Here is a 25,200-nt window from a genome sequence, read left to right on the forward strand (position 1 = left end):
ATCTCGCTGCTCACGGGGTTTGCGCTGAATGCGCTCGGGCCAAAGGGCGCGCCGATCCTCGGGGCGATCCGCCAAGCCGAGGCGCTGGTCTTCGGCATCGTCGCCATCGTGATGCGGGCGGCGCCTGTCGGCGCGTTCGGATCCATGGCCTTCACGATCGGCGCCTACGGCGTCGGCTCCATCGGCAATTTGCTGGAACTGATCGCCACCTTCTATCTGACCGCGGTCCTGTTCGTGGTGGTGGTGCTCGGCACCATTGCCCGGCTGGTGGGCTTCAATATTTTCCGCCTGCTCTTCTATATCCGTGAGGAGCTGATGATCGTGCTCGGCACGTCATCCTCGGAAAGCGTGCTGCCGCAACTCATGCGCAAGCTTGAACATGCCGGCGCCTCCGGGCCCGTCGTGGCGCTGGTGGTGCCCACCGGCTATTCCTTCAACCTCGACGGCACCAACATCTATATGGCGCTCGCGACCTTGTTCATCGCTCAGGCCACCAATACGCCGCTGACGTTCGAGCACGAGTTGATAATCCTCGGCGTGGCGATGCTCACCTCCAAGGGCGCGGGGGCGGTGGCCGGTGGCGGCTTCATCACCCTTGCCGCGACGCTGGCGGTGGTGCCCGAGATTCCGATCGCCGGCATGGCCCTGATCCTCGGTGTCGATCGCTTCATGGCGGAGTGCCGATCGCTCACCAATTTCATCGGCAATGCGGTGGCGACCCTCGTGGTCGCGCGCTGGGAGGGCGAACTGGATACCGACCGCCTCACCGCCGTGCTCGACGGCCGTGGCGAGGCCGCGCCGGACCCGCAGGCATCCGGAGCCTGACGGCTTCAGCAGCCGGCGCCGCGTGCGGCGGTTTCCCGAGACACCGGCGTGCGATCAACGGTCCGCGCTTGGCGCCGGTTTGCGGGAGGTCCATTTGGCGGCGGCAAGATCGTCCGTTTCCTTGGCCTCGACCCAGCCGCCGGCACCGGCGCGGTCTTCCTTCTTCCAGAATGGCGCGTGGGTCTTGAGCCAGTCCATGAGGAATTCGGCGGCCTCGAAGGCGGCGCCGCGATGGGGAGAGGCGGTGACCACCAGAACGATCGGATCGCCCGGCACCAAGCGGCCGTGACGATGCACGATGCGCGCGCCGAGCAGCGGCCAGCGCGCGCGGGCCTCCGCGATCAGGCGGCTCATCTCCTCTTCCGCCATGCCGGGATAATGCTCCAGCGTGAGGGCGGTGAGGGTGGTGCCATCGGCCGCGAGATCGGCCCGGCACAGGCCGGCGAAGGTCACCACCGCGCCGATGTCGACGCGGCCGCGCGTCATCGCCTCGGCCTCGGCCGAGGCATCGAACGGCTCGGCCTGAACGCGCACGCCGAAGGCATCGGGAGCGGCATCCTGCGCGGTCATGCCATCAGCCCCCGGTCATGGGCGGAAAGAACGCGACTTCCCGCGCGCCGGCCAGGGTAGCATCGCCCTTCACATGGCGCCGGTCGAGGGCCGCGCGGACCACCCCGGGATTAGCAAAAGCATGGGCGTGGGCCGCGTCGCGGGTGGCGAGGTAGTGCGTGAGGTCGGACACGGTGAGGATGTCGGCGGGCAGGGAAATCTCCTCCTCCGCGCGGCCGACGCGCTCCCGCAGCCAGGCGAAATAGAGGATCTTCACTGCTCGTCCTCCACCAGATGCCGCGCCCCCGCACGGAAATAATCATAGCCGGTATAGAGCGTCAGCACGGCCGAAACCCAGAGCAGGGCGAGGCCGATAAAGGTGACGCCGGGAATGACAAGGTCGCCTGCGGGCCCCGCGAGCAGAAAGCCCATGGCGATGAGTTGCAGGGTGGTCTTCCATTTGGCGAGCCGCGACACCGGCACACTGACCTGCAGCTCGGCCAGGAATTCGCGCAAGCCGCTGACCAGGATCTCGCGGCACAAGATCACGATGGCCGCCCACAGCGACCAGCCCCGAATGGTGCCGTCGGACGCGAGTACCAGCAGGCATATGGATACCAGAAGCTTATCGGCGATGGGATCCAGCATCCGGCCGATGGCCGATTGCTGCGACCAGGCGCGGGCCAGATAGCCGTCGAAGAAATCGGTCACGGCGGCGGCGGCGAACAGGCCGAGCGCGACCCAGCGCAACCACAGGCCGCCATGCAGGATATCGGCCCAGAACATGCAGGCAGCCACCAGCGGCACCGCCGCGCAGCGCGAATAGGTGAGCAGGTTCGGCAGCGACAGGATCAGCCCGCGCTCCTTGCTGCCGCGGGGCCGCACGCTCGGTCTGGTTTGGGCCTCGGCCATGTTGATGCGGCTCGTTCTTGGTTCGTGTGGGTGGCACCATGCCCCGGAAAGCAGGCCGGGTCGAGGCGTGCGTCCCTGCCGGCGCGCGGTTCAGCGTCCCGGCTGGGTATGGAAATAGCCGTATATCGCCTGCGCGGTCGAGGCGTTGATTCCGGGGACCTGCTCCAAATCCGCGAGCGAGGCGCGTTCGATCGCCTTCAACGTGCCGAAATGGTGCAGCAATGCGCGCTTTCGTGTGGGCCCGACGCCGGGAATGGCCTGAAGGCCGGCATCCGTAATGTCCTTTTTGCGCCGTGCGCGATGCGAGCCGATGGCGAAACGGTGCGCTTCGTCGCGCAGGCGCTGCACGAAATAAAGCACGGGGTCCCGAGGTTCCAGGCGAAACGGCTGCCGGCCGGGAAGGAAGAATTGCTCGCGTCCCGCCTCCCGGTCGAGCCCCTTGGCGATGCCCACCAACGGTACGTCGGTGATGCCGAGTTCCTCAAGAATCGCGCGGGCGGCATTGAGCTGGCCGAGGCCGCCGTCGATCAACACGAGATCCGGCCAGGGCGAGACCGCGTCCGCCTCGTCGGGAAGGACCGGCGCCGTCTCCTCCGTTTCCCCGGCGAGCGCCATCTGCACCGCAACCTCTTCCGGCACGGGGCGGGTCACCTCTTCGATAGCCGGCGGGCCGCCGGGGCGCGGTGCTTCCTTCACCAGGCGGGCGAAGCGACGACGCAGCACCTCGCGCATCATGCCGAAATCGTCGCCCGGCGTGATGTCCGTCGATTTGATGTTGAACTTGCGATACTGGCTTTTGCGGAAACCTTCCGGCCCCGCCACGATCATGCCGCCCACCGCATTGGTGCCCATGATGTGGGAATTGTCATAGACCTCGATGCGCTGGGGCGGCTTCTTGAGAGCGAAGGCTTCCTGCACGCCTTCCAGCAGTTTCGCCTGGGTCGCGGTTTCCGCGAGCTTGCGGCCCAGCGCCTCGCGGGCGTTCTGCAGGGCGTGGCTGACCAGATCGAGCTTCTCGCCGCGCTGGGGCGTTGCAATCTCCACCCGCGAGCCGGTCTTCTCGCTGAGCGCCTCCGCGATGAGCGCCTGCTCCTCCACCGCGTGGCTCAGCAGGATCAGGCGCGGGCAGGGCTTGTCCTCGTAGAATTGGGCGATGAAGGCGCCGAGCACCTCGCGCTCGTCCAGCGATTTGTCGGCGCGCGGATAATAGGCGCGGTTGCCCCAGTTCTGGCCGGTGCGGAAGAAGAACACCTCGATACAGGTGGCGCCACCCTGCTGATAGCAGGCGAACACGTCCGCCTCCTCCACCGAGCGCGGATTGATGCCTTGGCTGCCTTGCACGGCGGACAATGCGGCGAGGCGGTCGCGCAGGCGCGCCGCGCGCTCGAATTCCAGGGTCTCGGAGGCCGCCTCCATCTCGCGCGCCAGCTCCTCCTTCACCGCCCGCGACCGTCCGGTGAGAAAGGCCCGCGCCTCGCGCACCAGCTCGGCGTAATCGGAATGGCTCACTTCGCCGGTGCAGGGACCGGAGCAGCGCTTGATCTGGAACAGCAGGCAGGGGCGGGTGCGATTCTCATAATAGCTGTCCGAGCAGGACCGCAGCAGGAACGCCCGCTGAAGCGCATTGATGGTGCGATCCACCGCCCAGACGCTGGCGAACGGGCCGTAATAATCCCCCGGCCGGCTGCGCGCGCCGCGATGCTTGAGGATCTGGGGCGCCGGATGATCCGCCGTGATGACGATGTAGGGAAAGGATTTGTCGTCGCGCAGCAGCACGTTGAAGCGCGGCTTCAACTGCTTGACCAGATTGGCCTCCAGCAGCAGCGCCTCGGATTCGGTGCGGGTGGAGACGAACTCCATGGAGACGGTTGCCGCGATCATGCGGGCGATGCGATTGGTGTGGCCGACCAGGCGGGTGTAGCTGAGTACCCTTTTCTTGATGCTCTTGGCCTTGCCGACATAAAGCACGGTGCCGTCTGCGGCGATCATGCGATAGACGCCGGGCCCGGAGGGCGCGTGCTTGGCGGCGCGCGCGATCGACTCGCGTCCGGTCGCGAGGGTGCCGGCGGGAACCTCGTCTTCCGCTTGAGATTCCAGCAGCAGCGGGGCTTCGTCTTCGGAGTCCTGGAGGTCGAAGCCGTCTTCGGGCTGGTCGAGGGGCGGGCGCGCGGTCATGGCTGCAAGTTAGGGATAAGGGGTCGCCGGGGCCAGGGGCAGCAGCGGGCCGGGCGGCAATTTACCCTTCATTTACCGTGTCGCGGTTATGAATGCCGCATTGCACGGGCGGCCAGACTTCGTTTGCCATTTGCGCGTTAAGCCTTCTGCAGGGCGCGGCTTCGGCCGTGTCGTTGGAAGGAGGATCGAAGGATGACCAGACGCTTGTTGGCGGGTATCGCCGCCATGGTCAGCCTGGCGGCACCAGCCGGCGCCGCCGACATGACACGATATGGCAGCTACGGGTACGCGGCTCCGGCCGCGCCGTTTTCCTGGACCGGATTCTACATCGGCGCCAACGCCGGATATGGCTGGGGCAGCGCCGGCAATCAGAGTCCCGACGGCTTCATGGGCGGGCTGCAAGGCGGCTACAACCTGCAATTTGCCGGATCGCCCCTCGTGGCGGGCCTCGAAACCGACTTCGACTGGTCCGGAATCAGCGCCGGCGCATTTAGTGTCGATTATTTCGGAACCGTTCGCGCCCGGCTGGGTTTCGCGTTTGACCGTGTCATGGCCTACGCAACTGCGGGCCTGGCTTATGGTCAGGGGCAATTCGAAGTTGCCGGGCTGAGCAATACGCAGACGCACACCGGTTGGACGATCGGCGCGGGCGCAGAATTCGCGCTTGACCGTAACTGGAGTGCCCGTGCGGAATATCTATACGTGGATCTTGGTAGTTCTACGTACTCATCCCTGTTCGGACCGGCCTCGGTTGGGTATGACGGTAATGTTGTGCGTGCCGGTGTGAACTATCGTTTCTAAAATCTTAAGCTGGGAAATTAGAGCCCTATTGGCGGTGGGAGTACGTTTGCTGCCACTTGATTGCCAATTGTGTTCTGATGTAGTCTCCTGGTCACAATCCCGCCCTGTTTTCTTGGGGCGGTGTTGCTCCAGAGTGACAGACGGGGCGGCGGACTCGCTGTATGTTCCGGCCATTCTGATTTCGCATCGTAATGAAGGGTGTAACAATGTTGAAGCGCGCTCTCGCCGGGGTCTCTGCCCTGGCCCTCCTCGGCGGCGCCGCCTCTGCGGCTGATCTCGCCACCAAGTATCCCGTGAAGGCCGTGGCGGTCATCCCGGTTTTCTCCTGGACCGGTTTCTACCTCGGCGGCAACGTCGGCTGGGGTTGGGCGAGCAATTCGTTCAATGTGTCGCCGTTCTACGGCTCCCCGTCCTACAGCTACAACGTCGGTGACGCCAACGGCTTCATGGGCGGCGGTCAGGTCGGCTACAACTACCAGTTCGCCAACAACATCGTGCTCGGTGTTGAGGCTGACGTGCAGTGGGCCGACATCTCCAACCAGAGCCTCGTGGTTCTCAGCCCCCTCGTGGCTGGCAACATCGGTGGCAATCTGAAGACCTTCGGCACCATCCGCGCTCGCGCCGGTTATGCCATGGATCGTTGGCTGCCGTACATCACCGGTGGTGCTGCTTGGGGTCGTACCGACTTCGGCAACGTCTACGGCGTCGACACCTCGAACACCACCTGGGGCTGGACCATCGGCGGCGGCGTGGAATACGCCTTCACCAACAACATCACCGCCAAGATCGAATATCTCTATGCCAACCTCGACGGCAAGACCTACTCGATCCCCACGACCCTCGGTCAGATCAACACCGACCTGGACGTGAACACCGTCCGCGTGGGCGTGAACTACAAGTTCTGATTTCAGAACGCTCAGTCTTGAGCAGAGCCCCGGGCGTGAGCCCGGGGCTTTTTCTTTGCCGACATTTTGGAACTCCGGACGAAACCGGCCGTTGAGTCCGGGTCATCGTGACACCCCGCGTCTGCCACGTCTTCGCCGCGCGGGGGCCATGTCCATGCCCCCCTCTCCCGCCAGGATCCAGCCTGACGGTAAAGTGTCGAGGTGAGTTTCATGAAGTGGCTTCTCCTTCCTGGCTTCGTCGCGGGCGCCCTGTTCGGGGGTCCGGCGATGGCCGCGGACCTGAGCCGGCCGGCCCCCGCCGTAGTTGCGCCCGCCGCCCCTCCCATATTCTCCTGGACCGGCTTCTATATCGGCGCGAACGCCGGCTACAGCTGGGGCAAGGGCAAGGACGCCGCCGATTTCTATGGCCTCGATCCCTCCGGCTGGTCCGGCGGCGGACAGGTCGGGTACAATTATCAATTCGTGAACAACGTGTTGATCGGTGTGGAAGCCGATCTCCAGGGCAGCGACATCTCCAGCAGCACCCTCGGCCTCAGCAGCAAGCTGGACTATTTCGGCACCGTGCGGGCGCGCCTCGGCTATGCCTTCGACCGCGTGTTGCCCTATGTCACCGGCGGCCTGGCTTACGGCAAGAACACCATCACCGATTTTGGCTTCAGCGATTCCAATACCCATGTGGGCTGGACCGTGGGCGCGGGCCTCGAATATGCGATGACCAACAATTGGACCGCGCGCGCCGAGTATCTCTACACAGACCTCGGGACCAAGACCTACGACAACATCGGCGACGCCGGTGTCACATCGAGCACCGCCCGCCTCGGCGTGAACTACAAGTTCTGACGCGGGAAGGCCTGAGCTTTGAAGGGGATGCGCGTTCGCGGCATCCCCTTTTTCATGTCCAATGCGATGCGGGCGCCGGCGGGCAGGTGGATCAAATTACCGCTGGGGTAATTCCGCATTGCAGCGAAGGTGGTAATACGCCGACGCAATTGTTGAACGTCTCCGACCCCGCATTGCACCCGTCCGGCTCGCATCCGGCGGGCCTCCCGTGATACGAGCCGGACGAAGCGATAAAGAAAGAGGCCTCCTATGGCTCAGGATAGAGCTCCCCTGGGGCAGCGCCGCATCCGCGTTGGCGTTACCGGCATCGGCATCATGGGATCGAACCATGCCCGCGTGCTGTCCCAACTTCCGGGCGCCGAACTGGTGGCCATTGCCGATCCCGATGCCGGGCAGGCCGGCCGCGTCGCCGGCTTCCTCGGCTGCCAGGTGGCACCGGACCATCATGCGCTGCTGGAACTCGGCCTCGACGCCATCGTCGTCGCCGCGCCGACCCATCTCCACCATCCGATCGCGCTGGACATCATCAATGCCGGTACGTCGGTACTGGTGGAAAAGCCGGTCGCCTCCACCGCCGAGCAGGGCCGCGAGATCATCGCCGCCGCCAAAGCGCGGGGCGTGACACTGATGGTCGGCCATGTGGAGCGCTTCAACCCGGCGGTGCAGACGGTGAAGGAGGCGATCCGCGGGGAAGACCTGCTGTCGATTGCCATCACCCGGGTCGGACCGTTTCCCCCGCGCATGTCCAATGTCGGCGTCGTCATCGACCTTGCGGTGCATGACATCGATCTGATTCGCTGGTTCACCGAATCCGATATCGTCGAGGTGCAGCCCCAGACCTCCAGCGCCATGGCCGAGCGCGAGGACATCGCGCTGCTGCAGTTCCGCACCGCCTCCGGCGTGCTGGCGCACATCAACACCAATTGGCTCACGCCCTTCAAGGCGCGTACGGTGCATGTGGCGACGCGCAAGAAATACGTCATCGGCGACCTCTTGACCCGCCAGGTGACCGAATGCTTCGACTACCGGCCCGACGGCGCCTATTCCATGCGCCATCTGCCGGTGGCCTATTCCGAGCCCCTGCGGACCGAACTGGAGAATTTCCTCCAGGCGGTGCGCACGGGCAATCCGCCGCCGGTCACCGGCGAAGAGGGTGTCGCGAGCCTGGAAATCGCCATCGCCTGCCTGACCGAGCGCGCCGAAGCCAATGCGCGCACAGCCCGCCGCCGCGCCGCAGGCTGATCGGCTCCGCCCAAGGATAACTCATGACGTCTCACGTGAAGGCCCAGATGGCACCGATTCCCTTCATCGACCTTGCCGCCCAGCGCCAGCGCATCGGCGCGCAGATCGATCAGGCCGTGCAGGCCGTGCTGAACAGCTGTCGCTTCATCAACGGTCCGGAGGTCAGCCTGCTGGAAGAGCGGCTCGCCGCGTTTGCCGGCTCCAAATACGCGGTCACCTGCTCCAGCGGTACCGATGCGCTGGCGCTGCTGCTGATGGCCTGGGACGTGAAGGCCGGCGATGCCGTGTTCTGCCCCGCCTTCACCTTCTGCGCCACCGCCGAGGTGGTGCCGTGGGTCGGCGCGACGCCGGTGTTCGTGGATGTGCGGGAAGACACGTTCAACATGGACCCGGAGAGCCTGGAACTGGCGATCGATGTCGCCAAGGACCAGGGCCTGATCCCCAAGGTGGTGATTCCGGTCGATCTGTTCGGCCAGCCGGCCGATTATGACGCGCTGCTGCCGATTGCCGAGCGGCATGGGCTGAAGGTGCTGGCCGATACCGCCCAGGGCTTCGGCGGCACCTGGAACAACAAGCGCACCGGCAGCATCGGCGATGCCGCAGCCACCTCCTTCTTTCCCGCCAAGCCGCTCGGCGCCTACGGCGACGGCGGCGCCATCTTCACCGATGACGCGGAGCTGGTGACGGTGCTCAAGAGCCTGCGCGAGCATGGCCAGGGCGTGGACAAATATCAGAACGTGCGCATCGGCATGACCGCGCGGCTCGATACCATCCAGGCCGCGGTGCTGCTGCAGAAGCTCGCCATCTTCGAGGAAGAGATCGAAGCCCGCGAGAAGGTGGCCGCGCGCTACAATGCCCTGCTCGCCGACGTCGCGACCGTGCCGTTCGTGGATCCGCGCGCCAGCTCGGTGTGGGCGCAATACACCATCCGCCTCGCCCCCGGCCGTCGCGACACCCTGGCCGAGGCGCTGAAGGCGGAAGGCATCCCGACCGCCGTCTATTATCGCATTCCCATGCACCTGCAGCCGGCTTATGGCGCCTATCCGGCGGCCGGCGCCATCCTGCCGGTGGCCGAGACCTTGTGCGAAGAGGTCATCAGCCTGCCCATGCATGCCTATCTCGACGAGGCGACGCAGGACCGCATCGTCGCGGCGGTGCGGCGCGCCCTGGCGGACTGACAGGGCCGCCGTCCAGGCACCGGTCAAGGGATCGGTGCCTGTGGGGCAGGGCGTGGCTTTAGCCTATGCTGGCACGGCGATTCGATGCGCCGGGCGCTCGCGTCGGCGCGGTTTCGCCCAAACCGTGCCCGGAAGCCCTTCGCTGAGAACCTGCGTCCGAGAAGCCCTTTCGCCTGATCCGAAAAGCCGGTCCATGTTCCGCAATATCCTTTCCGTCGGCGGGCTGACGCTCCTCTCGCGCCTCGCCGGCTTTGTCCGCGACGTGGTGATGGCGGCCGTGCTGGGCGCGGGGCCGGTGGCGGATGCATTCCTGGTCGCCTTCCGCCTGCCCAATCATTTTCGCGCCATCTTCGCCGAGGGGGCCTTCAACGCGGCCTTCGTGCCGACCTATGCGCGGCTGAAGGAGCAGGGCGGGGTGGCGACCGCCCGTGCGTTCGCGGACGAGATCCTCACTGCCATGGCCCTGGTGCACGGCGTGCTGCTGGCGGGCGCGCTGGCGTTCACGCCCCAGTTCGTCGGCCTGCTGGCGCCGGGCCTTGTCGACGATCCCGAGCGATTCGCGCTTGCCATCACGCTGACGCGCATCACCTTTCCCTATCTGGCGCTGATTTCGGTTGCGACCCTGATCTCCGGTGCGCTCAATGCCTCGGATCGCTTCGCCATGGCGGCGGCATCGCCGATCCTGCTCAATGTGTGCATGGTCGGCATGCTGCTCGGTGCCGCCGCGTTTCCCACCGCCGGGCATGCGGCGGCCTGGGGCGTGCTGATTTCGGGCGTGGGGCAGGTGCTGCTGGTGGGGTGGGATGCCGAGCGCACCGGCATAGGCCTGCGCTTCGGCCGGCCCCGGCTCGATCCCGGCACGCGCCAGTTTCTCAAGGCGCTTGGTCCCGCCATCATCGGCTCGGCGGGGGTGCAGATCGCCTTGTTCGCCGACACCATCATCGCCACCTTCCTGCCCACCGGCGCGCTGTCGGCGCTTTATTATGCGGACCGCATCAATCAATTGCCCATCGGCGTGGTGGGCATTGCCATCGGCACCGTCCTGCTGCCGGAAATGTCGCGCCGCCTCGCGGTGGGGGACGATGCGGGGGCCGCCCATGCCCAGGCCCGCTCCATTGAACTGGCTGTGCTGCTGGCGCTGCCGTTCGTGGTGGCGGCGCTGTTGATTCCCGATCTCACCATGCGCGCCCTGTTCGCGCGCGGCGCCTTCACCCGCGGCGATGCGGCGGAGGCGGCGGCCACCTTGCAGGCCTATGGCATCGGGCTGATCGCCTTCGTGGTGGTGCGCGCCTTCATCGCGCCGTTCCACGCTCGGGGCGATACCGCGACCCCCATGAAGGCGGCGCTGCTGGCGGTTGCGATCAACGTGGCGCTGAAATTCGCCCTTATGGGATCGCTGGCGCAGGTGGGGCTGGCGCTCGCCACCGCGCTCGGCGGGTGGATCAACCTCGCCCTGCTCATCTGGTTCGCGTGGCGGCGGGGCCTGCCGGTGGGAGATGGGGCATTGGCCGGCAATCTGGTGCGGCTCGCGGTTTGCGGCGCGGTGCTCGCGGCCGTCCTGCTCGGCGCCGGCCCTTTGGCGGCAAAGCTCACGGCCGGCTGGTCGTTCGCTCGCGAGGAAGTGATCTTCATCCTGGTGGTGGGAGCGGGCGGGCTCGCTTATGGGCTTGCCGTATGGGCAACGTTGGGTCGCCGCTTCCTGGGTGCGCTGGCCCGGCGGCGCGCCGCGGCGGCCGCCCCGCCCGCATCGCCTGCGGATTGACGTTTAAAGCGTTTTGCATTGCACATTGCTGTGCTATTCGACCATCGCTGGTGATGCAGGCTCGTCGATTGCGGAAGGCGCCGCCCATCACCCTGACAATCAAGAGGCGCCGCGCGTGGCGTCTGTCGGAGCAGATTTCATGTCCGTATCGGCCCGCCTTCCGCTCGCCGCGCTTTTTTCTTTTGGCCTTGTTCTCGCGGGCTGTGGCCAGCCGCAGCAGCAGCAGGCTGCGCCCCCGCCGCCGGCCGTGACCGTCGCCACGCCCAAGGCGCAGACCATCACCGATTATGACGAATATGTCGGACGCTTCGTGGCGATCAACGAAGTGAACGTGCATGCGCGCGTGTCCGGCTATCTCTCGCAGATTCACTTCACCGACGGCCAGTTGGTGAATGCGGGCGACCTGCTGTTCACCATCGACCAGCGCCCGTTCAAGATCGCGCTGGATTCGGCGCAGGCGAACCTTGCGGTCGCCAATGCAAATCTCGAATTCGCCCAGACCGATCTGGAGCGCGCGCGCACGCTGCTTCAGGACAAGAATTCGACCGCCATCTCCAAGCAGACGTTCGACCAGCGCACGCAGACCGAGCGCACCGCCGCCGCGACCGTCCAGGCGCAGGAAGCTGCCGTCGCCTCGGCGAAGCTCGATCTCGATTTCACGGAATTGCGGGCCCCGGTTGCGGGCCGCATCGGCGACCGCCGGGTTTCGATCGGCAATTACGTGCTTGGTGGCACGGGCTCCGCGCCCTCGCTCCTGGCGATCATCGTTTCCACCGACCCGATCCGGTTCGAATTCACCTTCGACGAGGCCTCCTTGCTGCGCTACCAGCGCCTGAACGACGGCAAGGCCCTGACCGGCGGCCCGGTGAGGCTGAAGCTGATCGACGACAAGACGTTTTCCCATGTCGGCAAGATGGACTTCCTGAACAATGTGGTGGATCGGGCCACCGGCACCATTCGGGGCCGCGCCGTGTTCGACAACAAGAACGATTTGTTCCGGCCGGGCATGTTCGCCCGCATCCAGCTTCCCGCGGGGGCGCCGTATGAGGCGCTGACGGTCCCGGACGTGGCCATTGGCAGCGAGCAATTGCGCAAGTTCGTGTACGTCGTCGGTCCCGACAATGTGGTGCAGCAGAAGTTCGTCGAGATCGGCCAGCTTGAAGGCACCGCGCGCGTCGTGAAGTCGGGCCTCTCCGCCGAAGACCGGGTGGTGGTGAATGGCCTCATGCGTGTCCGTCCGGGCGTCAAGGTGACGCCGCAGGAAGCGCCGGCCGCGGCCGGAGCCACGCCGACGGCTGCAAATCCAGGTTCAAGCACCGCCACGGCGAAGTGAGGAGAAGACCCCATGCGCTTCTCCCATTTCTTCATCGACCGGCCGATCTTCGCCTCCGTCGTCTCGGTGGTGGTGCTGATTCTCGGCGCCGTGTCCTATCTGCGTCTTCCGGTCGCCCAATATCCCGAGATTGCCCCGCCGGTGATCACCGTGACCGGCCAATATCCCGGCGCCAGCTCGGAGACCGTGGCCGAGACCGTGGTCACGCCCATCGAGCAGCAGATCAACGGCGTGGAGGGCATGCTCTATATCTCCTCCAATTCCTCCGCTGACGGGCGCTTCTCCATCTCCGTGACCTTCGACCTCGGCACCAATCTCGACATCGCCCAGGTCCAGGTGCAGAACCGCGTCGCCATCGCCCAGCCGCGCCTGCCGTCGGAAGTGCAGCAGATCGGCATCGTGACGGCGAAGAGCTCGCCGGACCTGATGCTGGTGGTGAGCCTGTATTCTCCCGACGGCTCGCGCGATCCGCTGTTCATCTCCAATGTCGCGAACGTCCAGATCAAGGACGTTCTGACGCGCATCGACGGCGTCGGTTCCATCACCGTGTTCGGCGCGCGCGACTACGCCATGCAGGTGTGGCTCAATCCCGCGCGGCTGCAGGAACTGAACCTGACGGCGGGCGACGTGGTCACGGCCTTGCAGGCGCAGAACGTGCAGGTGGCGTCCGGCGTGCTCAACCAGCCTCCGGTGCCGGACCAGCGCGCGTTCCAGATTGCGGTGCGCACGCTCGGGCGTCTGTCCGACCCCACCCAGTTCGGCAATGTGGTCATCAAGCAGACCAACACCGCCTTGGTACGGCTGAAGGATGTGGCCCGCGTGGAAATCACCGCGCAGGATTATTCCTCGACCTCGTTCCTGGATCGCGACACGGCGATCTCGCTCGGCGTGTTCCAGCGCCCCGGCTCCAACGCCCTTTCCACCGGCAATGCGGTGGTGGCGAAGATGGCCGAGCTGGGCAAGGAACTGCCCTCGGGCCTGAAATACGCCATCTATTACAACCCCACCGAATTCATTCAGCAATCGGTCGAGGCGGTGATCCACACCATCGCCGAGGCGGTGGTGCTGGTGGTGCTGGTGGTGATCCTGTTCCTCCAGACCTGGCGCGCCGCGATCATCCCGATCCTGGCGATCCCGATTTCTCTGGTTGGCACCTTCTTCGTCATGACGTTGTTCGGCTTCTCGCTGAACAATCTGTCGCTGTTCGGCCTGGTGCTGGCGATCGGCATCGTGGTGGATGACGCGATCGTGGTGGTGGAGAATGTGGAGCGCAATATCGAGGCGGGGCTCAGTCCGCGCGATGCCGCCTACAAGACCATGGACGAGGTGGGCGGGGCGCTGGTGGCGATCTCGCTGGTGCTCTCGGCGGTGTTCATTCCCACCGCCTTCATCACCGGCATTTCCGGCCAGTTCTATCGCCAGTTCGCGCTGACCATCGCCGGTTCGACGCTGATCTCGCTGCTGGTCTCGCTGACCCTCTCGCCCGCCATGTGCGCGCTGTTGCTTCGGCCGCATGCGCATGCAGACGCTCCGGTCGCCTGGTATGCGCGGCCCCTGGTCGGCTTCTTCCGCCTCTTCAACCGCATGTTCGAGGGCCTGGGCAACGGCTATGCCTGGATGACCCGGCGGCTGGTGCGCATCGTCGCTTTGGTGCTGATCGTCTATGTCGGCATCGTCGCGTTCGGTGGCTATCTGTTCGTGACGACGCCCCAGGGCTTCATCCCGCAGCAGGATCGCGGCTATCTGATCGTCGCGGTGCAATTGCCGCCCGGCGCCTCCATGCAGCGCACCGAGGCGGTGATGAAGAAGGCCGCCGATCAGGTGATCGGCACGCCCGGCGTCGGCCACATCATCAACATCGCCGGCTTCTCGGGCGCGACCTTCACCAATGCTCCGAACGCGGGCGCCATGTTCGTGATCCTGGAGCCGTTCTCGCAGCGCGGCGGCGACCCCACCCGCACCGCGACCGCGGTGCAGGGCACCTTGTTCCGCAAGCTGGCCTCGATCCAGGAGGCGCTGCTCATCGTCGTGCAGCCGCCGCCGGTCAACGGCATCGGCAATGCCGGCGGCTTCCGCATGATGGTGGAGGACCGCGTCGGCGCCGGCTATCCGGCGCTGCAGGGCGCGGTCTATGCCATGATGGGCGCGGCCGCCAAGACGCCCGGCCTGATGCAGGTGTACTCGCTGTTCGAGACCTCGACGCCGCAGATGTATCTCGACATCGACCGCGCCAAGGCCCAGCTCCTGCAGGTGGATGTCGGGAATGTCTTCGCGGCGCTGCAGACCTATATCGGGTCCAGCTATGTGAACGACTTCAACCTGTTCTCGCGGACCTTCCGCGTGCAGGTCCAGGCCGACGCGCCCTACCGCCTCGACCCGAAGGACATTCTCGCCATCCGGGTGCGCAACGCCAATGGCGATACGGTGCCGATCGGCGCGTTCACCACCATCTCGGACATTTCCGGGCCGTATCGCGTGCCGCGCTACAATCTGTATCCCGCGGCCGAACTCGACGGCAGCCCGGCGCCCGGCTATTCCCAGGGCCAGGCGATGGAGATCATGCAGAAGCTCGCGGCGCAGGTTCTGCCGCAAGGCTTCTCCTATGAATGGACCGCGCTCGCCTATCAGCAGCAGAGGGCCGGCAACACCGCCATCTTCGCGTTCGCGCTCGGCGTGGTGTTCGTGTTCCTGGTGCTCGCGGCACAATATGAGAGCCTGACCTTGCCCTTGGCGGTCATTCTCATCGTGCCCATGTGCCTGGTCGCGGCGCTGATCGGCGTGATCCTGCGAGGTCAGGATAACAACATCCTGACCCAGGTCGGCTTCATCGTGCTGATCGGCCTTGCGGCGAAGAACGCGATCCTGATCGTCGAATTCGCCAAGCAATTGGAGGATCAGGGCCATGGTCGCCAGGAGGCGGCGGTGGAAGCGGCACGGCTGCGGCTTCGTCCCATCGTCATGACCTCGCTCGCCTTCATCCTCGGCGTGGTGCCCTTGGTGTGGGCGGTCGGCGCGGGTGCGGAATTGCGCCAGGCGCTGGGCACGGCGGTGTTCTCCGGCATGATCGGCGTGACGCTGTTCGGCCTGCTCTTCACGCCGGTGTTCTACGTGACGGCCCGCTGGCTCGCCGCCCTCGGCGCCAAGCGCTCCAAGGACGGCAAGGACGATCATCCCGCCGGACCGCATCCGACAGGTGACCATCCCGCTCCGGCGGAATAGAAAGGCGCGCGGCAGAAGCCGCGCGTCATTTCACGAGAGCCTCATGCAACCGGTCGAGACTGGCCTTCCCTTCGACGACATCCGCCACCTGATGGCCACCTTGCCCGGCCCGGACGAGACCGCCCGCGCCGATGCCCGCGCCCTCCAGGGCGAATTGGTGAAGCCGCCCGGGGCGCTCGGCCGGCTGGAGGACATCGCCATCCATCTGGCGGCGTGGCAGGGCAAGGCCATGCCCACCGCCGACCGGCCCATGGTGGCGGTGTTCGCCGGCACCCATGGCGTGACCGAGCGGGGCGTCTCGCCCTATCCCAATTCCGTCACCAAGCAGATGCTGGACACCTTCACCGCCGGCAAGGCGGCGGTGAACCAGATCTGCGCGACGTTCGATGCCGGGCTGCGGGTGTTCGATCTCGCGCTCGACCTGCCCACCGGCGACATCACCCAGGAGGCGGCGCTGGACGAGCGCGCCTGCGCGGCGACCATGGCGTTCGGCATGCAGGCCATCGCCGGCGGCGCCGACGTGCTGGTGCTGGGCGAGATGGGCATCGGCAACACCACCGTCGCCGCCGCCATCTGCCATGGCCTATACGGTGGCACGGCGGAGGAATGGGTCGGCGCGGGCACCGGTGCGTCGGGCGAGGTGCTCGCCCGCAAGATCGCGGCGGTGCGCGATGCGGTGGAATTGCATCGTGCCGCCCTGGGCGATCCGCTGGAAGTGCTGCGCCGCCTCGGCGGGCGCGAACTGGCCGCCATCGCCGGCGCCATCATCTCCGCCCGCCATGAACGGGTGCCGGTGATTCTCGACGGCTATGTGGTCACCGCCGCCGCCGCCGTGCTCCACGCCATGGACCCGACCGCCCTCGACCATTGCCTCGCCGGCCATGTGTCGGCCGAGCGGGCGCACCGGCAATTGCTGGAAAAGCTGGGCCTGGAGCCGTTGCTCGATCTTGGCATGCGGCTCGGCGAAGGCTCGGGCGGGGCGCTGGCGGTGGGCATCGTCAAGGCGGCGGTGGCTTGTCACCGGGGCATGGCGACCTTCGCCGAGGCCGGCGTCTCCGACAAGGACTGAGAGCGGAAGCCCGGTCTTCGAGAGGGCGCGCGCGCCCGGCCGCTATTCGGCGGCCGGGGCCAGCGCGGTCTCCACCATCGAAAGCCGTTCCGCCTCATCCCCGTCCCGCGCCTCCTCCTGCGCCGCCGGCAGCGCGCGGGAGGGGGGGAAGGTGACCTGCGCGCGCGTCCCGCCCGCCGGCCTGCGCTCCAGGGAGAGGCTCGCCCCGTGCAGCGCCGCGAGGCCGCGCGCGATGGCGAGCCCCAGCCCGGCGCCGCGACCGGTCGCGAGATCGAGCCGGCTCTCCCGGTTGTGCGCCGACAGCTTCAGGGGAAGCTCGCTCGCGCCGATGCCCGGCCCGGTGTCCTCGATGGCCAAGAATGGCGCGCCGGTTTCGCCCACGCCCACGTGGAGGTTCACGACCCCGCCGGGGGGCGTGAACTTCACGGCATTGGCGAGCAGGTTGAGCGTAATCTGCCGCAGCGCCCGCTCGTCCGCCCACAGGCGCGGCGCCGAAGGGGGAACCACCAGAGCGAGCCGCATGGCCTTGCCATGGGCGGAAAGGCGCATCATGTGGGCGCAGTCCGCCGCCAGCGCATCGAGGCACACGGCGGTTTCCAGCAAGGTGCGGTGGCCGGTCTCGATCCGCGCCACGTCCAATATGTCGTCGGCGAGCGCCAGCAGATGCCGCCCCGAGGTGTGGATGTCGCGGGCATAATCGCCATAGGTCGCGACCGCATGGGCGCCGAGCACCTCGTCGGCCATCATTTCGGAAAAGCCGATCACCGCGTTCAGCGGGGTGCGCAATTCGTGGCTCATCTCGGCCAGGAAGCGCGATTTCGCCGCGCTTTCGGCGTGGGCATCGGCGATCGCCCGCTCGGCCTGCGCCACCGTTTCCTCCAGCACCGCGAGCGCCCGCGCGCCGGCGCGCAGCATCAGCCGCAGGCGCAGGGCCTGCCGGGCGGCATAGAGCGCGGGGAGGGCGGCGGCGGCCAGGAACAGGGCCGCGGGCTGGAGGAAGGCCGCGAGCACCGCGAGCACCAGCGCGGCAGCGCCCGCAGCCGCCAGCCGCCACGCGGCGCGCCGCGCCCCGCGTTGGGCGGCCTGCAGATCACGCGCCGCCTGCGGCATGTCATGCTGAACCTTGCGGAATCCCGTCGGGGTCCCGGCCCCGGGCGGGGCGGGGGCGGGGCGAGCGCCAGAGCCGAAGAGGCGTTCCATGGCCCGAACCTTCCGCGCACCCGCAGGCAGGTGAGTCTGCCGGCGGGAGGTTTCATGATGACTCCTGCGTGAGGAGGGTTAACGAAAGATTAACGCGGCGGCGCCCCATTGACCATGCGCACGGGAATCGCGTTTTGCAGCGCATGCGCCTGCGCGATCTCATCACCGCCGCTGCCCTCCTGGTCGGTCTCGCCGCCCTCGCGGCCTTGTTGACGCGTGAGGACGAGATCGCCGGCCCGGCCTTCGCGGTCGACGGCGACACGCTGCGCATTCTTGACCTGCGCGTGCGGCTGGACGGCATCGATGCGCCGGAACTGGCGCAGGCGTGCGGGCCGAAGCCGGGGCAATGGCCGTGCGGGGCCGAGGCGCTCCACCGGCTGGAGCGGCTGCTCGACGTGCCGCTGGTCACCTGTCGCCTGCGCGGCACCGACGCCTATGGCCGGCGCATCGGCACCTGCACGGCGCGCGGCCGCGACGTGGCCCGCGTGATGGTTGAGGAGGGATTGGCGCTGGCCCTGTCCGGCCCGGCCTACAAGGCGGAGCAGGACGCGGCGCACCGGCAGGGCCTCGGGATCTGGGGCGGTCCGTTTCAGCGCCCGGCCGACTGGCGCGCCGCCCATCCGCGCTGACCCTTTCGCCGGCCGGCTTGCGTCCCCATGTGAAACCGCCGCCCGGAGGCGGCCTGTCGGTTACGATGAGACGCATTTTGTGATGAGACGCTTTCACGATGGGCCGTAGCGCGTCGATGACAAAGACTGAAGCCGGGACGGAGATCCGCACGCGCGCCGAGGTGCGCCCCGCGCCGGATGCCGGCGAGGGGCTTGATGCGCTGGTGGCGGCCATTTCCGCCTGCCGGACGTGCGTGGACGCGCCGCTGGGCGCGCCGCTGCCCCATGTGCCGCGCCCGGTGCTGCGCGTGTCGTCGACCGCGCGCATCCTGGTGGCGAGCCAGGCGCCGGGCACCAAGGTGCATCTCTCCGGCCTGCCGTTCACCGATGCCTCCGGCGACCGGCTGCGCGCCTGGATGGGCGTGAGCAAGGAAGAATTCTACGACGTCTCCCGCGTCGCCATCGCCCCCATGGGCTTCTGCTTTCCCGGCCAGGATGCGGCCGGCGGCGATCTCTCACCCCGCCGCGAATGCGCCGGCCTGTGGCATGATCGGCTGTTCGCCGCCTTGCCGCAGTTCGAAATCGTGCTCACCATCGGCCGGCCCGCGCAGGCCTATCATTTTCGCCGCCTCGGCCTCGGCGATCTGCTCGGCTCCAGCCTGACGCAGACGGTGGAGAACTGGCGCGCGGTGCGGGCGGCGGCGGTGTGCCCGCGCCTCTATGCCTTGCCCCATCCCTCCTGGCGCAACACCGGCTGGCTGAAGCGCCACCCCTGGTTCGAGGCCGAGGTGCTGCCGGAGCTTCGGGCCGATATCCGCCGCGCCCTGTCGACGGGCTGAGGCATGGCCGATGTTCCAGGCCGCGCGGCATCTTTCCGGCGGCGCCACCTTGTGCCGAGCCTTGCCTCCCGCCACCTGATGCGTTACCGCCCCGACGTGATTATGCGGCGGCCACCCGGTTCGCGGGTGTCGGTCCATGAAGGAGACGCCGAATGTCCGACGTGACGGAAGCCGAGGTTCGGGCAAAGCTTGCTCAGGTTCGCACCCCTGACGGCGTGCCGTTGTCCGCCTCGCCGGCCCTGTCGGGCGTCGTCGTTACTTCCGGCAAGGTCTATCTCTCCATCAATGTGGACGCGGCGCAGGCGCGCGCCTGGGAGAGCGTGCGCATTGCCGCCGAGGACGCGGTGAAGACATTGCCGGGGGTAGCATCCGCTATGGTTGCGCTCACCGCCGAGCGCAAGATGGGCGCGTCCGCCCCCGCCGGGCCCGGACACGGCCACGGAGCACCCGGCGGCGCGCCCGCCCGCGCCATCGAGGTGCCCGGCGTCGGCGCGATCATCGCGGTCGCGTCCGGCAAGGGCGGGGTGGGAAAATCCACCGTCGCCATCAATCTGGCGCTGGGCCTGCGCGATCTCGGGCTCAAGGTCGGCCTGCTCGACGCGGACATCTACGGCCCCTCGGTGCCGCGGCTTTCCGGCGTGCACGGCAAGCCGGAGCTGGTGGACGGGCGCACCATGCTGCCGCTGGAGAATTTCGGCCTCCAGCTCATGTCCATCGGCTTCATGGTGGAGGAGGACACCCCCATGATCTGGCGCGGGCCGATGGTGATGTCGGCCCTCTCGCAGATGCTGCGCGAGGTGAAATGGGGGCCGATCGACGTGCTGGTGGTGGATATGCCGCCCGGCACCGGCGATGCCCAGCTCACCATGGCCCAGCAGGTGAATCTGGCCGGCGCGGTCATCGTCTCCACGCCCCAGGATCTGGCGCTGATCGACGCCCGGCGCGGCATCGCCATGTTCAACCGCGTGAACGTGCCGATCCTCGGCGTGGTCGAGAACATGTCCTATTTCCTGTGCCCCCATTGCGGCGAGCGCTCGGACATTTTCGGCCATGGCGGCGCACGGGACGAAGCCAAGAAGATGAACGTGCCCTTCCTCGGCGCGATCCCCCTGCACATGCGCATTCGCGAGATGTCCGACGCCGGCCTGCCGATCCTGGTCAGCGACCCGCAGAGCCCGCAGGCGGAGACCTATCGCGAGATCGCCCGCAATGTGCGCGCCTCCATGGACCGCACCAGCGCCGGCGCGCGCAAGGCGCCGAAAATCGTGATCGAATAGATCACATCGGCGAGATATCCCGCCCACGTCGGTGAAATTTATTAGCTTGGCCGGTCGCCAAGGCGGGGCGGTATCCGTTAGAAGAAAGTCGCGGATGACCCCGCGCCCCATTGGTTCTAGGCAGGTGGTCATAAAAGAATTTCAGGGAGTCCAATCTATGAAACGCCGTGAGTTCCTCACCGCCGCTGGCGCAGGTGTCGCTGCTTCCACCGCCATCGCCATGCCGGCCATCGCCCAGACGCTGCCCGAAGTGAAGTGGCGCTGCACCTCGTCCTTCCCCAAATCCCTCGACACCATCTACGGCGCCGCCGAACTGATGGCGAAGTCGGTGTCCGAAGCGACCGACGGCAAGTTTCAGATCCAGGTCTTCGCCGCCGGCGAAATCGTGCCCGGCCTGCAGGCGCTCGACGCCACGCAGAACAAGACCGTCGAGATGTGCCACACGGCCTCTTATTACTACGTCGGCAAGGATCCCACCTTCGCCTTCGGCTCGGCGTTTCCCTTCGGCCTCAACGCCCGCATGATCAACGCGTGGTTCTACCACGGCGGCGGCCTTGAGCTGCTGAACGAATTCTACAAGAAGTATAACGTCTACATGCTTCCCGGCGGCAACACCGGCGGCCAGATGGGCGGCTGGTTCCGTAAGGAAATCAAGACCGTTCAGGATCTGCAGGGCCTGAAGATGCGCATCGCCGGCATCGCCGGTCAGATCATGGCCAAGCTCGGCGTCGTGCCGCAGCAGCTCGCCGGCGGCGACATCTATCCCGCGCTGGAAAAGGGCACCATCGACGCCGCCGAATGGGTCGGCCCGTATGACGACGAGAAGCTCGGCCTCCAGAAGGTCGCGCAATATTATTATTATCCCGGCTGGTGGGAAGGCTGCGCCTCGCTGACCTTCTTCTACAATATGGAAAACTGGAATTCGCTTCCCAAGAACTACCAGGCCATCCTGAAGACCGCCGCCGCCCAGGCGAACGGCGACATGCTGGCCAATTACGACGCGAAGAACCCCAAGGCGGTTCAGAGCCTCGTCAAGGCCGGCGCCCAGCTCCGCCGCTTCCCCAACGAGATGATGGACGCCTGCTACAAGGCCGCCCAGGAACTCTACGAGGAAATCGGCGCCAAGAACCCCGACTTCAAGAAGGTCCACGACCACGCCAAGGCGTTCCGCAACGAGGAATACCTGTGGTGGCAGATCGTGGAATACACCTATGACGATTACATGGTGCGCGCCCGTACCCGTGGTTGATCCTTCCGCACCGATCCTGGTGTGACACGAAAAACGCCCGGACTGCCGATGCAGTCCGGGCGTCTTCGTCTGTGCGAAACGTCTTCATGCTGAACTTCTACTGAATTTGCGGTTTCATGCCGCGAACTTCCGCGAATTCATGCCTTGAAACACCGGTTCTTCTCCGCCGATCGGATGTTTCACATGAAACATTCGCGGGGCAGGGCTTAGCGCGTGGCGCCAGGGGTCGCCTGGGTGCGACCACCCTCCTGCGCGGGGCCCTTATGCGGATCCTGCCCCGCCGCCGTTCCGCTGCGCGGCGTAATCGAACCGGTGCTGTCGATCACCCCTCCGCTGGTGCTGCTGCCGCCCGGTGTCGCCTGGGCGCGGCCGCCTTCCTGGGCGGGGCCGGCCTGCGGATTTCCAGCACTGGTGCCCGACCGCGGGGTGGGGGTGGAGGCGGCATCCATCGGGGTCGCCCCCGACTTGGGGGTCACGCCCGGGGTCGCCTGCGTGCGGCCGCCTTCCTGTGCCGGACCCTTATGAGGGTCCTGGCCGGCAGTGGTGCCGCTCATCTGGGCGGAGGCGCCGATGGTCGAAAGGGCCAGGAACGCTGCCGTGGCCAGAGTGAATTTACGCATGTTTGGTTCTCCTTAAGTGAACTCCCACTGCGCACCCAACGTCCGCACCAAAGGTTGGTTCAATCACACAAAGTTTGAGCGCAGGCGCGGCTTTAGGCTGGAACCGTTTGCCTCCGCTTGATCTCGCTCCGGCAGCCGCCTAGTGTCCGCGCGCGTTCCCAGGGGAGCGCCTTGCGTGCCAGAGGCCGCGTTGCGGGGCGAGAGGTGGCACGGCTGCCGATCGCGTCTCGCACGCCGCCGCAGTCAGAACGATGCCATGATCGATCCCGCGCTTCCGCCCCACATGCGGCCCGACCGTTCCTTCCAAGGCCTGCTGCTGGCTCTCCAGCGCTTCTGGGCGGACCAGGGCTGCGTGGTGCTGCAGCCCTATGACATGGAAGTGGGCGCCGGCACCTTCCACCCCGCGACCACCTTGCGGGCGCTCGGCCCAAAGCATTGGCGCGCCGCCTATGTGCAGCCCTCGCGCCGGCCCAAGGATGGGCGCTATGGCGAGAACCCCAATCGGCTGCAGCATTATTACCAGTTCCAGGTGATCCTGAAGCCGTCGCCGGACAATCTCCAAGACCTCTACCTGCGCTCGCTGGCCGCCATCGGCATCGACACGGGCCTGCATGACGTGCGCTTCGTCGAGGACGATTGGGAGAGCCCGACGCTCGGCGCCTGGGGCCTTGGCTGGGAATGCTGGTGCGACGGGATGGAGGTGTCCCAATTCACGTATTTCCAACAGGTTGCGGGCTTTGAATGCGCGCCGGTCTCGGGCGAGCTCACCTATGGCCTGGAGCGCCTCGCCATGTATGTGCAAGGCGTGGAGAACGTTTACGACCTCAATTTCAACGGCCGCGAGGGCGCCGAGAAGACCACCTATGGCGACGTGTTCCTTCAGGCGGAGAAGGAATATTCGCGCCATAATTTCGAATATGCGGACACCGCCATGCTGTTCGAGCAGTTCAAGATGGCGGAAGCCGCCTGCGCGAAATATCTCGCCGACGGGGATCGGGGCGAGCAGCATCTGATGGCCCAGCCGGCCTATGACCAGTGCATCAAGGCCTCGCACGTGTTCAACCTGCTGGACGCGCGCGGCGTCATCTCGGTGACCGAGCGGCAGAGCTATATCCTGCGGGTGCGCGAACTCGCCAAGGGCTGCGGCGCGGCCTGGCTGAAGACCGAGGCCGGCGGCGTGTCCTCCGCCGGCTAGACCCTTCCCGATCAGCCCCGTCCCGCAAAGGCCTCGCCATGACCGCTCCCGCCGCTCCCTCGTCCGTGGGTTCGTTCGCAGAAGCGCGCGGCGGCGCCGACAGGCCGGGGATGTCCACCAAGGTCATTCTCGCCGGCACCCTGGGCAACACGCTGGAATGGTATGATTTCGCCGCTTATGGCTTCCTCGCCTCGGTGTTCGCGAAAAACTTCTTTCCCGACAGCGACACCTTCGTAGGGCTGATCGCGGCGTTCGGCATCTTCGCCGCCTCGTTCTTGATGCGCCCGCTGGGCGGGGTGATCTTCGGCCATATCGGCGACCGCTACGGCCGGCGCCACGCGCTGTTGATCTCAGTGGCGCTGATGTGTGTGTCCACGGTCACCATCGGCCTTTTGCCCACCTATGCCACCGCCGGCGTGTTGGCGCCGTGCCTGCTTCTGGTGATGCGGCTGCTGCAAGGCATCTCCATCGGTGGCGAATACACCACCTCGGCGATCTTCCTGGCGGAAAATTCCAGCGTGCGCTGGCGCGGCTTTCTCACCAGCTTCTCCTGCACCGGCGCCACCGGTGGCATCCTGCTGGGTTCGGCGGTGGCGGCGCTCACCGCGGCCGTGCTGACGCCCGAGGCGCTGATCGCCTGGGGTTGGCGGGTGCCGTTCCTGCTGGGGATCGCACTCGGCCTGACCACCCTCAGCCTGCGGCGGAACACGCAGGAGCTGGAGGCCCCGGCGGCCAAATTCGAGGAGCCCCCTTTGGTGCAGGCGTTCGTGCGCGATGGCCGCAACATCGCCCGCGCCGTCGCGCTGAACGCCATGCTGGGCGTCGGCTTCTACATGCTGTTCGTCTACCTCACCACCTACATGCGGGTGGTGGACCATATGTCCGAGCGCCTGTCGCTGGAGATCAACACCCTCTCCATGCTGGTGCTGCTGGTGCTGTGCCCGGTGTTCGCGGCGCTGACCGACGTGGTCGGCCGCAAGGTGGTGATGGTGGCGGCGCTGGGCGCGCTGCTGCTCGCCGCCTGGCCGCTGTTCCGCATGCTGTCCAGCGGCACCCCCGGCGAGGTGCTGACGGCGCAGATTGCGTTTGCGGTGCTGGTGGCCGGCTATGCCGGGCCGATGCCGGTGGTGCTCGCGGAGATGTTTCGCAAAGAGACCCGCTGCTCGGCCATGTCGGTGGGCTACAACATCGCGGTGGGCCTCGCCGGCGGCACCGCGCCGATGATCGCGGTCTATCTGGTGAACCGGCTGCACGACGACATGGGGCCGGCGCTCTACTTGATAGCCGCCGCCGCGGTCTCGTTGGTGGCGGCGCTCACCATCACCGACAGGGCACGCCAGCCGCTGCCCTGAGCGCGACCGATCTGAGCGCCCTCGGCCCTCGACGGGCGCGCCGAAACGCT

Annotated in this window: 22 protein-coding genes; 16 read left to right on the plus strand and 6 right to left on the minus strand. The window is 66.7% G+C overall.

What is annotated here, in order from left to right:
• The coding region (locus tag V5F77_RS16125; RefSeq protein WP_429006383.1) for a cation:dicarboxylate symporter family transporter at nt 1–825 on the plus strand (825 nt) is incomplete at its 5' end.
• Between the two features lie 54 nt (nt 826–879).
• Here V5F77_RS16125 and V5F77_RS16130 read toward each other — a convergent pair.
• The 4 genes from V5F77_RS16130 to uvrC all read right to left on the minus strand — a co-directional run bounded on the left by V5F77_RS16130 (nt 880) and on the right by uvrC (nt 4,461).
• On the minus strand, nt 880–1,395 hold the full coding sequence (locus V5F77_RS16130; protein WP_429006384.1) for a molybdenum cofactor biosynthesis protein MoaE: 516 nt from the start codon (nt 1,393–1,395) through the stop codon (nt 880–882).
• A 4-nt stretch (nt 1,396–1,399) separates the two neighbouring features.
• Nucleotides 1,400–1,651: a molybdopterin converting factor subunit 1 gene (moaD, locus tag V5F77_RS16135; RefSeq protein ID WP_429006385.1), complete on the minus strand. Its 252-nt coding sequence runs from the start codon at nt 1,649–1,651 to the stop codon at nt 1,400–1,402.
• Nucleotides 1,648–2,286, minus strand: a complete 639-nt coding sequence (gene pgsA / locus V5F77_RS16140; RefSeq protein WP_429006386.1) for a CDP-diacylglycerol--glycerol-3-phosphate 3-phosphatidyltransferase — start codon at nt 2,284–2,286, stop codon at nt 1,648–1,650. Before pgsA ends, moaD begins: the two co-directional genes overlap by 4 nt.
• Nucleotides 2,287–2,376: 90 nt before the next feature.
• The gene (uvrC, locus tag V5F77_RS16145; protein ID WP_429006387.1) at nt 2,377–4,461 is read right to left on the minus strand and encodes an excinuclease ABC subunit UvrC; all 2,085 of its coding nucleotides are present in this window, start codon (nt 4,459–4,461) and stop codon (nt 2,377–2,379) included.
• 192 nt (nt 4,462–4,653) lie between these two features.
• On the opposite strand from uvrC, the gene V5F77_RS16150 reads away from it, so the two are divergent.
• The 9 genes from V5F77_RS16150 to cobT all read left to right on the plus strand — a co-directional run bounded on the left by V5F77_RS16150 (nt 4,654) and on the right by cobT (nt 16,810).
• Nucleotides 4,654–5,262: an outer membrane protein gene (locus V5F77_RS16150; RefSeq protein ID WP_429006388.1), complete on the plus strand. Its 609-nt coding sequence runs from the start codon at nt 4,654–4,656 to the stop codon at nt 5,260–5,262.
• Between the two features lie 206 nt (nt 5,263–5,468).
• Nucleotides 5,469–6,167 (plus strand): outer membrane protein, encoded by a 699-nt coding sequence (locus V5F77_RS16155; RefSeq protein WP_429006389.1) that lies wholly within the window; start codon nt 5,469–5,471, stop codon nt 6,165–6,167.
• Nucleotides 6,168–6,377: 210 nt separating this feature from the next.
• Entirely contained in the window at nt 6,378–7,007 is a 630-nt protein-coding gene (locus V5F77_RS16160; RefSeq protein WP_429006390.1) for an outer membrane protein, read from the plus strand.
• A gap of 249 nt (nt 7,008–7,256) precedes the next feature.
• Entirely contained in the window at nt 7,257–8,249 is a 993-nt protein-coding gene (locus V5F77_RS16165; RefSeq protein ID WP_429006391.1) for a Gfo/Idh/MocA family oxidoreductase, read from the plus strand.
• A 23-nt stretch (nt 8,250–8,272) separates the two neighbouring features.
• On the plus strand, nt 8,273–9,427 hold the full coding sequence (locus V5F77_RS16170) for a DegT/DnrJ/EryC1/StrS family aminotransferase (protein ID WP_429006392.1): 1,155 nt from the start codon (nt 8,273–8,275) through the stop codon (nt 9,425–9,427).
• Between the two features lie 193 nt (nt 9,428–9,620).
• Nucleotides 9,621–11,189: a murein biosynthesis integral membrane protein MurJ gene (murJ, locus tag V5F77_RS16175; RefSeq protein WP_429006393.1), complete on the plus strand. Its 1,569-nt coding sequence runs from the start codon at nt 9,621–9,623 to the stop codon at nt 11,187–11,189.
• A 139-nt stretch (nt 11,190–11,328) separates the two neighbouring features.
• Nucleotides 11,329–12,522 (plus strand): efflux RND transporter periplasmic adaptor subunit, encoded by a 1,194-nt coding sequence (locus V5F77_RS16180; protein WP_429006394.1) that lies wholly within the window; start codon nt 11,329–11,331, stop codon nt 12,520–12,522.
• Nucleotides 12,523–12,534: 12 nt separating this feature from the next.
• Complete coding sequence (locus V5F77_RS16185; RefSeq protein ID WP_429006395.1) at nt 12,535–15,741, plus strand: efflux RND transporter permease subunit; 3,207 nt, start codon at nt 12,535–12,537, stop codon at nt 15,739–15,741.
• 43 nt (nt 15,742–15,784) lie between these two features.
• Nucleotides 15,785–16,810 (plus strand): nicotinate-nucleotide--dimethylbenzimidazole phosphoribosyltransferase, encoded by a 1,026-nt coding sequence (cobT, locus tag V5F77_RS16190; protein WP_429006396.1) that lies wholly within the window; start codon nt 15,785–15,787, stop codon nt 16,808–16,810.
• A 42-nt stretch (nt 16,811–16,852) separates the two neighbouring features.
• Here cobT and V5F77_RS16195 read toward each other — a convergent pair whose 3' ends face one another.
• Nucleotides 16,853–18,010: a sensor histidine kinase gene (locus tag V5F77_RS16195; protein ID WP_429006397.1), complete on the minus strand. Its 1,158-nt coding sequence runs from the start codon at nt 18,008–18,010 to the stop codon at nt 16,853–16,855.
• Nucleotides 18,011–18,153: 143 nt separating this feature from the next.
• On the opposite strand from V5F77_RS16195, the gene V5F77_RS16200 reads away from it, so the two are divergent.
• The 4 genes from V5F77_RS16200 (at nt 18,154) to V5F77_RS16215 (ending at nt 21,983) form a co-directional block, all read left to right on the plus strand.
• On the plus strand, nt 18,154–18,639 hold the full coding sequence (locus tag V5F77_RS16200) for a thermonuclease family protein (RefSeq protein ID WP_429006462.1): 486 nt from the start codon (nt 18,154–18,156) through the stop codon (nt 18,637–18,639).
• Nucleotides 18,640–18,755: 116 nt separating this feature from the next.
• The gene (locus tag V5F77_RS16205; RefSeq protein ID WP_429006398.1) at nt 18,756–19,457 is read left to right on the plus strand and encodes a uracil-DNA glycosylase family protein; all 702 of its coding nucleotides are present in this window, start codon (nt 18,756–18,758) and stop codon (nt 19,455–19,457) included.
• 152 nt (nt 19,458–19,609) lie between these two features.
• Nucleotides 19,610–20,734, plus strand: a complete 1,125-nt coding sequence (locus tag V5F77_RS16210) for an Mrp/NBP35 family ATP-binding protein (RefSeq protein ID WP_429006399.1) — start codon at nt 19,610–19,612, stop codon at nt 20,732–20,734.
• Nucleotides 20,735–20,891: 157 nt separating this feature from the next.
• Entirely contained in the window at nt 20,892–21,983 is a 1,092-nt protein-coding gene (locus tag V5F77_RS16215) for a TRAP transporter substrate-binding protein (protein ID WP_429006400.1), read from the plus strand.
• A 206-nt stretch (nt 21,984–22,189) separates the two neighbouring features.
• On the opposite strand, the gene V5F77_RS16220 is transcribed toward V5F77_RS16215, so the two are convergent.
• Complete coding sequence (locus V5F77_RS16220; protein ID WP_429006401.1) at nt 22,190–22,603, minus strand: hypothetical protein; 414 nt, start codon at nt 22,601–22,603, stop codon at nt 22,190–22,192.
• 259 nt (nt 22,604–22,862) lie between these two features.
• Here V5F77_RS16220 and V5F77_RS16225 point away from each other — a divergent pair, with 259 nt between their 5' ends.
• Both V5F77_RS16225 and V5F77_RS16230 read left to right on the plus strand, forming a co-directional pair.
• The gene (locus V5F77_RS16225) at nt 22,863–23,798 is read left to right on the plus strand and encodes a glycine--tRNA ligase subunit alpha (RefSeq protein WP_429006463.1); all 936 of its coding nucleotides are present in this window, start codon (nt 22,863–22,865) and stop codon (nt 23,796–23,798) included.
• Nucleotides 23,799–23,836: 38 nt separating this feature from the next.
• A complete protein-coding gene (locus tag V5F77_RS16230; protein WP_429006402.1) occupies nt 23,837–25,150 on the plus strand; it encodes an MFS transporter in 1,314 nt (437 codons plus the stop codon).
• The last annotated feature ends 50 nt before the right edge of the window (nt 25,151–25,200 follow it).

The organism is Roseixanthobacter psychrophilus, from assembly GCF_043195195.1.
In the GTDB taxonomy this organism is placed as follows: domain Bacteria; phylum Pseudomonadota; class Alphaproteobacteria; order Rhizobiales; family Xanthobacteraceae; genus NCEH01.

Coding starts and splice junctions, on each gene's coding strand:
- uvrC (WP_429006387.1), bottom strand. CDS start 4,461: ATGACCGCGCGCCCGCCCCTCGACCAGCCCGAAGACGGCTTCGACCTC.
- V5F77_RS16220 (WP_429006401.1), bottom strand. CDS start 22,603: ATGCGTAAATTCACTCTGGCCACGGCAGCGTTCCTGGCCCTTTCGACC.
- V5F77_RS16215 (WP_429006400.1), top strand. CDS start 20,892: ATGAAACGCCGTGAGTTCCTCACCGCCGCTGGCGCAGGTGTCGCTGCT.
- V5F77_RS16205 (WP_429006398.1), top strand. CDS start 18,756: ATGACAAAGACTGAAGCCGGGACGGAGATCCGCACGCGCGCCGAGGTG.
- V5F77_RS16195 (WP_429006397.1), bottom strand. CDS start 18,010: ATGGAACGCCTCTTCGGCTCTGGCGCTCGCCCCGCCCCCGCCCCGCCC.
- V5F77_RS16160 (WP_429006390.1), top strand. CDS start 6,378: ATGAAGTGGCTTCTCCTTCCTGGCTTCGTCGCGGGCGCCCTGTTCGGG.
- murJ (WP_429006393.1), top strand. CDS start 9,621: ATGTTCCGCAATATCCTTTCCGTCGGCGGGCTGACGCTCCTCTCGCGC.
- V5F77_RS16170 (WP_429006392.1), top strand. CDS start 8,273: ATGACGTCTCACGTGAAGGCCCAGATGGCACCGATTCCCTTCATCGAC.
- V5F77_RS16200 (WP_429006462.1), top strand. CDS start 18,154: ATGCGCCTGCGCGATCTCATCACCGCCGCTGCCCTCCTGGTCGGTCTC.
- V5F77_RS16165 (WP_429006391.1), top strand. CDS start 7,257: ATGGCTCAGGATAGAGCTCCCCTGGGGCAGCGCCGCATCCGCGTTGGC.
- V5F77_RS16230 (WP_429006402.1), top strand. CDS start 23,837: ATGACCGCTCCCGCCGCTCCCTCGTCCGTGGGTTCGTTCGCAGAAGCG.
- V5F77_RS16210 (WP_429006399.1), top strand. CDS start 19,610: ATGTCCGACGTGACGGAAGCCGAGGTTCGGGCAAAGCTTGCTCAGGTT.
- V5F77_RS16130 (WP_429006384.1), bottom strand. CDS start 1,395: ATGACCGCGCAGGATGCCGCTCCCGATGCCTTCGGCGTGCGCGTTCAG.
- cobT (WP_429006396.1), top strand. CDS start 15,785: ATGCAACCGGTCGAGACTGGCCTTCCCTTCGACGACATCCGCCACCTG.
- V5F77_RS16180 (WP_429006394.1), top strand. CDS start 11,329: ATGTCCGTATCGGCCCGCCTTCCGCTCGCCGCGCTTTTTTCTTTTGGC.
- V5F77_RS16155 (WP_429006389.1), top strand. CDS start 5,469: ATGTTGAAGCGCGCTCTCGCCGGGGTCTCTGCCCTGGCCCTCCTCGGC.
- V5F77_RS16185 (WP_429006395.1), top strand. CDS start 12,535: ATGCGCTTCTCCCATTTCTTCATCGACCGGCCGATCTTCGCCTCCGTC.
- pgsA (WP_429006386.1), bottom strand. CDS start 2,286: ATGGCCGAGGCCCAAACCAGACCGAGCGTGCGGCCCCGCGGCAGCAAG.
- V5F77_RS16150 (WP_429006388.1), top strand. CDS start 4,654: ATGACCAGACGCTTGTTGGCGGGTATCGCCGCCATGGTCAGCCTGGCG.